The 12100-nt window shown below is 60.5% G+C and carries 10 protein-coding genes; 8 read left to right on the forward strand and 2 right to left on the reverse strand.

Features of this window, described 5'->3' with window-relative positions:
* Nucleotides 1–20: 20 nt before the first annotated feature.
* The 8 genes from K9B37_RS11830 to K9B37_RS11865 all read left to right on the forward strand — a co-directional run bounded on the left by K9B37_RS11830 (nucleotide 21) and on the right by K9B37_RS11865 (nucleotide 9390).
* The gene (locus tag K9B37_RS11830; protein WP_224313280.1) at nucleotides 21–1241 is read left to right on the forward strand and encodes a D-alanyl-D-alanine carboxypeptidase family protein; all 1221 of its coding nucleotides are present in this window, start codon (nucleotides 21–23) and stop codon (nucleotides 1239–1241) included.
* Entirely contained in the window at nucleotides 1241–1915 is a 675-nt protein-coding gene (tmk, locus tag K9B37_RS11835) for a dTMP kinase (RefSeq protein ID WP_224313281.1), read from the forward strand. The genes K9B37_RS11830 and tmk overlap by 1 nt, the downstream gene beginning before the upstream one ends.
* On the forward strand, nucleotides 1905–2966 hold the full coding sequence (locus K9B37_RS11840; RefSeq protein WP_224313282.1) for a DNA polymerase III subunit delta': 1062 nt from the start codon (nucleotides 1905–1907) through the stop codon (nucleotides 2964–2966). Before tmk ends, K9B37_RS11840 begins: the two co-directional genes overlap by 11 nt.
* 38 nt (nucleotides 2967–3004) lie before the next feature.
* Nucleotides 3005–4555, forward strand: coding sequence for a methionine--tRNA ligase (gene metG, locus K9B37_RS11845; RefSeq protein WP_224313283.1), 1551 nt, complete (start codon nucleotides 3005–3007; stop codon nucleotides 4553–4555).
* Nucleotides 4556–4599: 44 nt separating this feature from the next.
* Nucleotides 4600–5928 (forward strand): family 1 glycosylhydrolase, encoded by a 1329-nt coding sequence (locus tag K9B37_RS11850; protein ID WP_224313284.1) that lies wholly within the window; start codon nucleotides 4600–4602, stop codon nucleotides 5926–5928.
* A gap of 80 nt (nucleotides 5929–6008) precedes the next feature.
* Entirely contained in the window at nucleotides 6009–6818 is an 810-nt protein-coding gene (locus K9B37_RS11855) for a TatD family hydrolase (RefSeq protein ID WP_224313285.1), read from the forward strand.
* Entirely contained in the window at nucleotides 6815–7612 is a 798-nt protein-coding gene (locus K9B37_RS11860) for an MBL fold metallo-hydrolase (protein ID WP_224313286.1), read from the forward strand. The genes K9B37_RS11855 and K9B37_RS11860 overlap by 4 nt, the downstream gene beginning before the upstream one ends.
* A gap of 131 nt (nucleotides 7613–7743) precedes the next feature.
* Complete coding sequence (locus K9B37_RS11865) at nucleotides 7744–9390, forward strand: MFS transporter (protein ID WP_224313287.1); 1647 nt, start codon at nucleotides 7744–7746, stop codon at nucleotides 9388–9390.
* 42 nt (nucleotides 9391–9432) lie between these two features.
* On the opposite strand, the gene K9B37_RS11870 is transcribed toward K9B37_RS11865, so the two are convergent.
* A complete protein-coding gene (locus K9B37_RS11870; protein ID WP_224313288.1) occupies nucleotides 9433–10323 on the reverse strand; it encodes a LysR family transcriptional regulator in 891 nt (296 codons plus the stop codon).
* Between the two features lie 203 nt (nucleotides 10324–10526).
* Nucleotides 10527–12050: a serine hydrolase domain-containing protein gene (locus tag K9B37_RS11875; protein WP_224313289.1), complete on the reverse strand. Its 1524-nt coding sequence runs from the start codon at nucleotides 12048–12050 to the stop codon at nucleotides 10527–10529.
* Nucleotides 12051–12100: the final 50 nt, after the last annotated feature.

Below are 12100 nucleotides of genomic sequence, written 5' to 3' on the forward strand. Positions count from 1 at the left end.
TCTCCTAGGGGAAGGGCTGGATGATGATTCGTGGTTGCCACTGCCTTTACGAAGCTCGCGCCTACGTTGCGCTTGTTTTCAGCCTCTTTGCGGCGCTTTTTCTGGCGCCTCAGGAGGCGAGGGCGGATTCCTTTCAGACGACCGCCCCGACTGCGATTCTCGTCGACGCCGATAGCAAGGCCGTTCTCTTCGAGAAGAACGCCGACGAATTGGTCGCCCCGGCGAGCATGGCAAAGATCATGACTGCCGAAATCGTCTTCAATGAATTGAAGAGCGGTCGGCTGACCATGGATACGGAGTTCGGGATTTCCGAACATGCGTGGCGTGCAGGTGGCGCCGGTTCCGGCGGCTCGTCGATGTTCGCAAAGGTGAACACGAATGTCCGCCTGGAGGATCTGCTACGCGGGCTAATTGTTCAATCGGGGAATGATGCCGCTATTGCGATCGCCGAGGGCATTTCGGGAACCGAGGACAATTTTGCGCGTCGCATGACCGACCGGGCACGCGAGCTCGGCTTGACCAAATCCACGTTTCGCAATCCGACCGGCTATGGCGATCCCGCTCAGAAAGTGACCGTACGTGAGCTGTCGAAGCTCGCGCTTTACATCATCGAGACTTATCCCGATCTCTACAAGATGTTCGGAGAACGTGAATTCACCTGGAACAAGATCCGCCAGCTGAACCGAAACCCATTGTTCGCCTTCAATATCGGGGCTGACGGCCTGAAGACCGGATACATTGAGGAGTCGGGCTATGGACTCGTTGGTTCCGCCGTTCAGAACGGGCAGCGCCTTGTCGTGGTGGTCAACGGCCTCAAGACCGCCAAGGACCGCGCGGCGGAGTCCCGCAAGCTCTTGGACTGGGGGTTCCGCGCCTTCGAAGCCCGCCAGCTCTTCCAGGAGGGTCAAGTGGTCGGCGAGGCCCAGGTCTTCGGTGGGGACCAGCGATCGCTCCCGCTTGTCTCCAAGCGCCCTGTTCGTGTACTCGTGCCTCGCGGCGAGACGGAGCGGGTAACTGCCCGTGTGGTCTATGTCGGCCCGCTCAAGGCGCCGATCCAGAAGGGAACCGAGGTGGCCAAGCTTCAGGTGAACAGGGGCGATATGAAGGCCGTCGAGGTTCCTCTCTACGCCGATGAGGACGTGCAGGTCGGAACGTTGAGCCAGCGTGCCCTGGACGGTTTGATGGAATTCAGCACCGGCTGGGCGCGCCGGGCCTTTTCGAGCCTGCTCGAACGTATTTGATGACCGGACGCTTCATTACATTCGAGGGGGGAGAGGGGGCTGGCAAGTCGACCCAGATCGAGCGGCTCAAGCGCCGCTTGTCCGAGGCTTCGCAGAAGGTCATCGCCACTCGAGAGCCCGGAGGCTCACCACGCGCGGAGGAAATCCGATCCTTCATCTTGAGCGGGAGAGCAAAGCCCCTGGGATCTTTCGCGGAGGCGCTGCTCTTTTCGGCTGCCCGCATCAATCACATCGACAAGACAATCGTCCCCGCCTTGTCGAGCGGCACACATGTACTGTGCGATCGATTCGCCGATTCCACGAAGGCCTATCAGGGGGCTGTAGGGCAGGTGGACAGCGGGCTTATCGACAGCCTGGCACGCATTGCACTCAAAGGGCTGCGGCCTGATGTGACCTTCATTCTCGATTTGCCGGCAGAGATCGGCCTCTCTCGAGCTGGACAGCGGCAAGCGGGTAAGGGCGAGCGAGCGGACCGGTTCGAGCAGGAGGATTTCGCTTTTCACCATGCCCTACGAGATGCCTTTCTGGCCATTGCCAGGGGAGCGCCGGAGCGTTGCGTAGTCATCGATGCCAGCGAAGATCCTGATCGGGTCGAGGGCGCGATCTGGAGCGCCCTCAGCACGAGACTGCCGGATCTGACGCAATCCGAGACGAGAGCCGCCGATGTCGCGTGACATGATCGGTTCGGACGAACCCGACCGGGTTGACGGTGCGCCGCACCCCCGTGAGCAGTTCGCTTTTTTCGGTCATGAGGAAGGAGCGGCGGCCTTTATCGAAGGGCTGCGGAGCGGCCGGCTTCATCATGCTTGGCTGATCGGAGGGCCACAAGGGATTGGCAAGGCGACCCTGGCCTATCGCGTGGCCCGCGCCGTCCTTGGTATCAGCCCGGCCGGCAGTCCGCCTGCGAACCTCGATGTGCCGCCGGAAGCCAGCGTGTCACGCCAGATTGCAGCCTTGTCCCACCCCAATCTCGCGGTTCTCCGGCGCGCCCCGGGAACGGACAAGAAAGCCGCATCGGCCACGATCCCCGTCGATGCCGTCCGACGAGCGCTCGCGACATTTGCATCCACGGCAGCGGATGGCGGCTATCGCGTCTGCATCGTCGACAGCGCCGAGGATCTGACCATCGCCAGCGCCAATGCGCTCCTGAAGGTCATCGAAGAGCCGCCGCCGCGCTCGCTCTTCCTGATCGTCAGCCACGCCCCCCAGCGGCTCCTGCCCACGATCCGGTCCCGATGCCGGCGGCTGCAACTGCGTCCACTTGACAGCACCAGTGTCCGCGCCGTGCTCGAATCCCTTGGCCCACCCTGGGGAGAGATGCCGCCGGATGTCGTCGATCAGGCCCTCCAGCTCGGCGAAGGATCTGTCCGGCGGACCTTGGAATTGCTGGATACGGACAAGGTGGCGCTCATCGGCCAAGTGACCCGGCTGCTGGATCTTCTTCCGCGGGCGGAGACCCGACAAATTCTGCCGCTTGCCGAGGCTCTCGCCCGAAAGGATGCAGAGGACGATTACGAGCTCATGCTCGAAACGGTGCAGCGGTGGGTCTCGGAGCGCCTCCACGCCCAGGCTGGCCTGGGTGCGCAGCGCCTTGCGCCTTTGGTGGAGGTATGTGAGAAGATCGGCCGCTCGGCGCGAGAGATCGACGTCTTCAACCTCGACCGCCGGCCCTTCATCCTGACGCTGTTCGACGACCTTGCCGACGCGGTTCGGCGGGCGGCCTAGAGAGTCGTCGGGACGCATCGTTCGAGCAAGGATCTACCATGGCCGAGAAAGAAAAATACTACATCACGACGGCCATCTCGTATCCGAATGGGGCTCCCCATATCGGTCATGCCTACGAGATCGTCGCCTCCGACGCGATCGCGCGCTTTAAGCGTATCGACGGCTTCGACGTGTTTTTCATGACGGGCACGGACGAGCATGGCCTCAAGATCCAGCAGACGGCCGATCGGAGCGGTACGACGCCGAAAGCGTTCGTCGACGAGATGGCCGGCAAGTTCAAGGCCATGGCCGACCGTCTGGACTGCTCCTACGACCGGTTCATCCGTACGACCGACGCAGACCATCTGCCATCGACGCACGAACTCTGGCGGCGCATGCAGGAGAGGGGCGACATCTATCTGTCCAAATATGCCGGCTGGTATTCGGTCCGAGACGAGGCGTATTACGACGAGAGCGAGCTGACCAAGCAGCCCGACGGCAGTTGGCGCGCGCCGACCGGAACTCCCGTGGAATGGATTGAGGAAGAGAGTTACTTCTTCCGTCTCTCAGCCTACCAGGACCGGCTTCTCTCGCATTACGAAGCCAATCCGGATTTCATCAGCCCCGACACCCGACGGAATGAGATCGTCAGCTTCGTCCGCTCGGGTCTGCAGGATCTGTCCATCAGCCGGACGACGTTCAATTGGGGCCTACCGGTCCCGGGTGATCCGAAGCACGTCATGTATGTGTGGATCGACGCCCTCAACAATTACCTCACGGGTTGCGGCTTCCCGGACGAGAACAATCCCCGCTGGCATTATTGGCCCGCCGATGTCCACATCATCGGCAAGGACATCGTGCGCTTTCACACGGTCTATTGGCCGGCCTTCCTGATGTCGGCGGGAATCCCCTTGCCGAAGCGCGTTTTTGGCCACGGGTTTCTGTTCAACCGCGGCGAGAAGATGTCGAAGTCGGTCGGCAACGTCATCGACCCGTTCGATCTCGCGGACACTTATGGTGTCGATCAGCTGCGCTATTTCTTCCTAAGGGAAGTTCCGTTCGGCCAGGACGGCAATTACTCGCATGAGGCCATCGTCAATCGCATCAATGCGGACCTTGCGAACGACCTCGGCAATCTGGCTCAGCGGTCTCTGTCGATGATCGCCAAGAACTGCGCGAGCTCTGTCCCGGTGCCGGGTGAGTTCACCCAGGCGGATCAGGACATGCTCTGGCAGGCGGATGCGCTGCCGGGAAAGGTGAGGGCGGCTTTCAAGGACTTCGCCCTTCATACTGCCCTGGGCGAAATCTGGGCCGTGGTTGCTGAGGCGAACCGGTACTTTGCGTCGCAGGAGCCTTGGGTCCTGCGTAAACAGGATCCGGCCCGCATGGCTACCGTCCTTTACGTCACGGCTGAGGTCCTGAGGGCAGTCGGTATCCTGGCCCAGCCTTTCGTGCCGTCTGCGGCGGACAAGCTGCTGAATTTGCTGGCGATTTCCGACAGCGAGAGAGTGTTGGCGCGCGTTGGTTCGTCTTATCGTCTGGAGCCCGGTCGATCGCTGCCGCAACCTGAGCCGATCTTCCCGCGTTATGTGGAGGCGGAGGCCGTCTGACGCTTCCGCTTCAGATGGCCTAAGGGCCCTCAGCGGAAGCCAAGATGTTCACGACCTTCATGTTCGCTACCGGGATCGAGAACAGTATCCCGACGATCAACAATGGCCGCACCCGCATCGACGAGATGGAGAAGTGCGGTCATTATAAGCACTGGAGGACGGATTTCGATCTCCTGCGCGAGCTGGATATCAACGTTCTCCGGTATGGCCCGCCTCTCCACAAGACCTTCATCGGGCCCGGGCGTTACGACTGGTCCTTCGCGGACGTGACCTTCGGCGAAATTCTACGCCGCGACATTATCCCGATCGTGGACCTGTGTCATTTCGGCGTGCCGGATTGGATCGGGAATTTCCAGAATCCTGATTTTCCAGAGCTTTTTGCTTCCTACGCTCGGGATTTCGCCAGGCGCTTCCCGTGGGTCCAGCTATATACGCCGATCAATGAGATGTTCATTTGCGCCCAGTTCTCGGCGCTTTATGGATGGTGGAACGAGCAGCTCACGACCGACGCGAGTTTCGTCACTGCCCTCAAACACATCGTCAAGGCCAATATCCTGGCGATGGAACAGATCCTGAAAATCAGACCGGAAGCCATCTTCGTTCAAAGCGAGTCGACAGAGTACTTCCACGCGGAGAACCCGGCGGCCATCAGGCCCGCGGAAATGATGAATTCCAAGCGGTTTCTATCTCTGGACCTCAATTATGGACGGCGGGTCGACTCGGAGATGTACGAGTTCTTGCTGGATAATGGGATGACCCGAGACGAGTATCACTTCTTCCTTGATCGCTCGGCTCTGCGGCACCACTGCATTATGGGCAATGACTATTACATCACCAACGAACACCGTGTTCAGGCGAACGGAATCACGAGATCGGCTGGCGACGTCTTCGGATATGACGAGATCACGCGGCAATACTATGACCGCTACAGGCTTCCCGTGATGCATACGGAAACCAATCTCATGCAGGGTCCTGCGGGCGATGAGGCCGTCAATTGGCTCTGGAAGCAATGGGCCAATGTTCTGCGCATCCGCAACACTGGCGTCCCGGTCGTTGGGTTCACCTGGTATTCGCTGACTGACCAGGTCGACTGGGATACGGCCCTGCGTTATGAGAACAATTATGTCTGCCCGCTCGGGCTCTATGACCTCGATCGCAATATCCGGCCGGTCGGACGTGCCTATCGCCAACTCATTCGAGACTGGCGTGACGTGCTGCCGGCGCAAAGTGTCTGTCTCGTGGTTCCGGTATCGCTACCAAGCGAATGCGACGAAGGGCCCGTGCGCCGTCGCCGGGAGGTAGCGAGAGAACTGCGCGAGAGCGAGGAGGAGGCGGAATTGCACCAATCCACATTGCACGAGGCCGCGCGCTGAACAGCCATGGAGGCTTCTGGACGAACGCGCTTCTATCGGCTTTATGAGAGCGCTGGCCGAGGAGAGGAGGCCTCCACCATATGTTGATTGACAGTCATTGCCATTTAGACTTCCCGGATCTGCAGAGCCGCCTTGGTGAGGTGCTGGCCGCGGCGCAGGCCGCTGGTGTCGGCCGTATGGTGACGATCTCAACCCATGTTGAGTGCTTCGATACCTATCGCGTCATCGCGGAGAACCACGACTCGGTCTTCTTTACGACCGGCACGCACCCTCACAACGCTGCCGTCGAGCCGGATGTGCCGATGGAACGGCTCGTCCAGCTTTCTGAGCACCGGCGGTGCATTGCCATTGGCGAGGCAGGCCTCGACTACTTTTACGACAAGAGCCCGCGCGATGTGCAGCAGCGTGTTTTCCGCACGCATATCGCCGCTGCGCGAGAAAGCGGTCTTCCTCTTGTCATCCATGCTCGCGATGCGGACGAGGACATGATCTCCATCCTGACGGAGGAGATGAGGCAGGGCGCATTCGGCGCCGTCCTCCACTGCTTCTCGTCGGGGGAGAAACTTGCGTCTGCGGGTGTGGAGCTCGGCTTTTTCGTCTCATTCTCCGGAATCCTGACCTTCCGGAACTCGGAGGAGATCCGCAGGATCGCGAGCACGATCCCACGAGACCGGCTATTGGTGGAGACGGATGCCCCTTATCTGGCTCCGGTTCCGCATCGGGGAAAGACCAACGAGCCATCCTATGTCAGCCACACGGCACGAGTGCTCGCGGATGTCGTCGGCGTCACGGAGAGCGAGATAGCCGAGATAACGACGGCCAATTTCTATCGCCTGTTCACGAAGGCGGCCTCTGCCGATGGCATCTCTAAGGGAACGCCTGACGTATGACGCTGGCTCTCACGATTCTCGGATGCGGATCCTCCGGCGGCGTTCCGCGCGTCGCAGTCGGCTGGGGGGCGTGCAATCCTGATAACCCAAAAAATCGGCGGCGTCGCTGTTCGGTGCTGGTCGAACGCACGGGAGAGGATGGGGTGACAAGCGTGCTCGTCGATACGTCACCCGATCTTCGAGACCAGTTGCTGAGCGTCGCCGTCACGCGTCTGGATGCGGTGTTGATCACGCATGAGCATGCCGATCATACTCACGGTATCGACGATCTACGGCCCCTGGTCATTGCCATGCACCGCCGCATGCCGATCTATGCCGATCGGGTGACGAGCGAGCTTTTGATGAGCCGCTTCGGTTATTGCTTCAAGACCCCACCCGGTAGCGGCTATCCTCCGATCCTGACGGCAAACCGGCTTCAACCGGGCGTTCCGGTTTCGATCAATGGTCCGGGGGGGGGTCTCGAAGCGGTACCATTTCGCATGGTTCACGGGGATATCGACGCCCTCGGGTTCCGCTTCGGCAATATCGCCTATGCTCCTGACGTCAGCGAGATGCCGGAGGCGAGCCTTGAACATCTGCAGAATCTCGATGTGCTGATTCTGGACGCACTTCGCTATACCTCCCATCCCACGCATTTCTCTGTATCCGAAGCACTCGGCTTCATCGAGAAGGTGCGACCAAAGAGGGCGATCCTCACGAATCTCCATACGGATCTGGACTATGACGAGCTTGCGAGCAGGCTGCCGCCACATGTGGAGCCGGCTTATGATGGCATGCGGATCGAGGCTGTGTGAGGAGATTTTGGCCTTTGGAGGGGCTGTAAATGGCACCGATGATGCGCAAGAAACTGACCGCTAACTTAGCCGCATCCTTTTTGCCGATCATCTGTTTCGATCCGGCAGAAATGCCGTAATGTCTTCCCGCCATGAGTGAAGACATCGAGACATTGCAGAGTCGGCCTACGGCCCTGGCCCCGTTTCGACACCGCATCTTCCGTGCCGTCTGGTTCGCGAGCCTCGCTTCCAATTTCGGGGGCCTCATCCAGTCCGTGGGCGCCGCCTGGCTGATGACCTCAATCGGAGGATCAGCCGATCTCGTGGCGATGGTGCAGGCCTCCACGACCCTGCCGGTCATGCTGTTCTCTCTCACAGCCGGGGCCATCGCGGACAATTCCGATCGACGGAAGCTGATGCTCGCCTCCCAGATCTTTCTCCTGGGAGTCTCGATCGCATTGGCGTTCTTCAGCTATTGGGGGCTCGTCACCCCGTGGCTCCTCCTCGGTTTTACGTTCCTCGTCGGATGTGGCACGGCGTTCAACGGGCCGGCCTGGCAATCGCTCGTCGGCGAAATGGTGCCACGGTCCGACCTGCCAGCTGCCATTGCGCTCAACAGCATGGGATTCAACATCGCTCGCAGTGTAGGCCCCGCTATCGGCGGTGTCATTGTCGCTGCGGCAGGTGCTTTTGCGGCCTTTGCCGTCAATGCTGTCAGCTATATCGGCCTCATCGCGGTCCTTGCCACATGGCATCCCGCCACTCCTCGCCGCGTTCTGCCACCGGAAACCCTTGGCGCCGCAATGGCCGCCGGCATTCGCTACGTGGCCATGTCTCCCAACATCGGATCCGTTCTGATGCGCGGCGCAGTCTTCGGCCTGGCCGCGATCTCGGTCCAGGCCCTGATGCCGCTTATCGCGCGGGACCTCATTCAGGGCGGACCACTGACATATGGACTTCTTCTTGGGGCCTTCGGCGCCGGGGCGGTAGCAGGTGCAGCTCTCACTGCACGCGTCCGACAACTTCTTTCCATGGAAGCGCTGGTGCGCGTCGCGTTTCTCATCTTCGCCGGCGGAACGGCGATCGCGGGGCTAAGCTCCAACCTCATTCTGACGATGGCTGCAATCGCCGCCACAGGCGCCAGCTGGGTCCTGGCCTTGGCGAGCTTTAACGCTACGGTTCAGCTCTCGTCTCCGCGGTGGGTCGTCGGTCGTGCTCTGGCGCTCTATCAGATGTCAACCTTCGGCGGAATGGCGCTGGGCAGTTGGGTTTGGGGTGCATTGGCTGACAATTTCAGCACGGCGAACTCGCTGTTGTTCGCCGCTGCTGCATTGGTCGCAGGCGCGGCTCTGGGTTTGAAGTTCGCCTTGCCCGAGATGAAGTCCCTCAATCTCGATCCGTTGGATCGTTGGACCGAGCCGGACATCGCACTTCCAATCTTGCCGCGCAGCGGGCCAATCGTGATCACGATCGAATGGGTAATCAGGGAGCAGGACGTCAAAGCGTTTCTTGGGCTCATGGCCGAACGGAAACGAATTCGGCGCCGGGATGGTGCTCGTCACTGGACGTTGATGCGCGACCTCGAAAACCCCACCATCTGGGTTGAGCGCTATCACAGCCCCACCTGGCTGGACTATGTGCGTCAGAACCAGCGCATGACACAGGCGGATGCCATCGTCGGCGAGGGGCTGAGAGAACTCCATCAGGGCCCCGAGCGGCCCCGTGTTCGACGCATGATCGAACGGCAGACCGGAGGAGTTCCTCCCGAGACGCACCATCGGCAGCCGACGCCATACTGAAATCTCAGGACAGCGAGGAGCTGGGTGCTTTGGAACTGCTTTTCAGGCGTCCAGGGCGTTCCAGAAGCGCTTTACGATCGGGCGCTCGTTGGCAAGGTAACGATAAAGGCGAATATCGACACTGAGGTCCCAGGAGGGATCTGCGGCCCGCACAGCGCGGCCGGCAGCAAGGTCCTCGACCAGGATGCTCTCCGGTATCCAAGCCAGGCCCCAGCCTGCAAGGACCATCGCCTTCAGGCCTTCGGACATCGTGTTTTCGTAGATTGTGATCCGCTCGAGAGGCCGTTCGTCGAAGAGACTTTTCAGAGCATGACCGAAAAATGCGCCGGATCCGTAAGCGAGATAACGAACCGGATGGTCGGGCCTGTCGATGCGATGAAGAGGATGTCCGGCCGGGTCGGGGGCGGAAACCGGGATAATTCTTTCGCGCCCCAGGGTCTTATAGGCAAAGCGAGCCTCATCGATCATGAGAGGCACGGCCGGATGGGCATAGATCAGGAGAAAGTCGCTCTCTCCCTCGATCAGGGAATTGACGAAGCCCTCAACGCTGTTGTCTGCGCTCAGGCGCGTAGAGAGAGAACCGAATTTCGGCTCGATGGTCTGGAGCCACTTGGGAAAGAACGTAAGCGAGAGGGTGTGGAGTGCTGCGAAGCTGAGGGTATTGGCCTGGATGCCCTGCCGGTCCCGCACATCGTTACGTGTACGGTAGAGGCTGGTGACGACCTCCTGCGCGACAGGGAGAAATTCCTGTCCTGCCGGAGTCAGGTGTGCCGGGAAGGTGGCTCTATCGACGAGAGGCACCCCGACCCATGTTTCAAGTTGCTTGATGCGGCGGCTGAAGGCTGACTGGGTGACATGTCGCTCCTCCGCGGAACGCGAGAAGCTCAAAGTGTTGGCAAGACTGATAAAATCCTCGAGCCATTTGACTTCCATGCCGGACCCCGCGTGCAGAGAGCCCTTGCACGCCTGCGGCGGGAATTGACGCTTCCGCGGAGGGGCAAGGGGCGCTGCACACTATCCAAGTCGGCAAATCTTGCAAACAACGCCTCTCGCGCCCGGCTTTGAACGGCCGGGCGTGAGCGATCTTCACGGGCGTATTATGATGTCGTCGATGGCAGAGCGGGGCCGCATCGATCCTACGAGACCCTCTGATAATGCAGGACCCGGCTCCTGTTCAGGAAGAGGCTTACCTGTGTCCCATCGAAGACGAGACTTGGCCGCTTCGGCCAGGGTCCGTCCTTGCCGTTCATGAGCAGGCGATCGCCCCCGAGCGAAATGAGCGATGCGCTGGTTCGTGCCGGCCCGATGCCCATTTGCAAAGTGTCGCCCTCGATCGTGAAGGATGCATGATAGCGTGGATTGACCCAGTCTCCCTGGAACTTCGATAGATCGTCGCTCGGCACGACCGGTAAGAAGCGTCGAGCCGCATGACCAATCTCTCCCTCGATGGCTTCACCGGTCCAGCGGAGGCGCATCGGCATATGCGCCGACAGCGAGACTGACCAACCATCCTCCCCCTCGTAGAGTGTATCCCCCGCGCCCAAGAAGGTTGCGACGCCATCCTTCATCTCGAGCCAGAACGGCCCCGTCTCCGTTGCATAGAGGCCATCCGGAATGCGTGTGCTGCGGCGCGGCAGGCTCTCCCCGAGGAGAGCCGCCATCACTTGCAGGGCAAGAAGGGAAGGGGCGGTATCTTCCCGATTGGAGACGATGACAACGCCGACGCGGTTCGTGGGATCGAGCAGGAAGTAATCCTTGTACCCCGCGTGCGATCCGCCGTGTCCGACGAGGCGCCTCTCTCCCAGCTGCGACCAGGCGAGCCCGAGCCCATACTGAGTTTCGCGGCCATCGGCCAAACGACGAGGCGCAGAGAGACGTTCGAGGATCCCAAGTCCTGGTCCGCGATTGCCTAAAAGCGTCTGCAACCAGATGGCAAGATGACGGGCGCTGCCCGTTATGCTGCCGGATGCGGAGAGATGCAGGCCAGCTGTCCCCAGCTGCCACCCGTGTTCCGACTTCCAGTAGCCTGGCACCAAGTTCTTGACCGGATCGAACCACAGTTCCGGTGCTCGCATATCGATGCCGAGTGGCCTTGAGATATGCTCCTGCAACAACTCGTCGAAGAGAAGGCCCTTTGACTTCAGAATGGCCTCGACGAGCCGGTAACCGGTATTCGAGTAAGAAATCTCGTGCCCGGCAGGGTAGTTCAGTTCCGCAAGATCGCCCAAGAAGTCGAGAATGGGTTGGGCCTCCGTCGCAGTGTGAACCGAGAGGCCCAGAAGCGACAGGGTTTCGCGCACGTCGGGCAATCCGCCTGTCATGTCGAGGGCACGTCCGATAGTCACGTCGGCCATCGGAGGCTTTAGGAACGCAAGATGATCTCCCAGACGATCATCAAACCCGATCTTGTCCTCATGGCGCAGCACCATGGAGGCGAGAATGTGCTTGGTGATGGAGGCGTAGCGTACGCCGCTTTCGACGGAGAATGGTGTTTCGGTCGTCAGGCTCTCAAGACCGCCGGCAGCCTCGACAGGAAAATCGTGCTCGTCAAAGACCACTACCGCGCCGCCCGGTCCCCCTTCATCCTTCCATAAGGATGTGATCCGTGCCGCCGCCTCTGTAGCGGCCGACCATCGCAACTCTGAAAGGTGAGAGGACATGGCAGTCTCCTGAGCGCTCATGCTGTAACACCGAAATCGATCGAGATCAG

The sequence above is a fragment of the Microvirga puerhi genome (genome assembly GCF_020089865.1).
Lineage (GTDB): Bacteria > Pseudomonadota > Alphaproteobacteria > Rhizobiales > Beijerinckiaceae > Microvirga > Microvirga puerhi.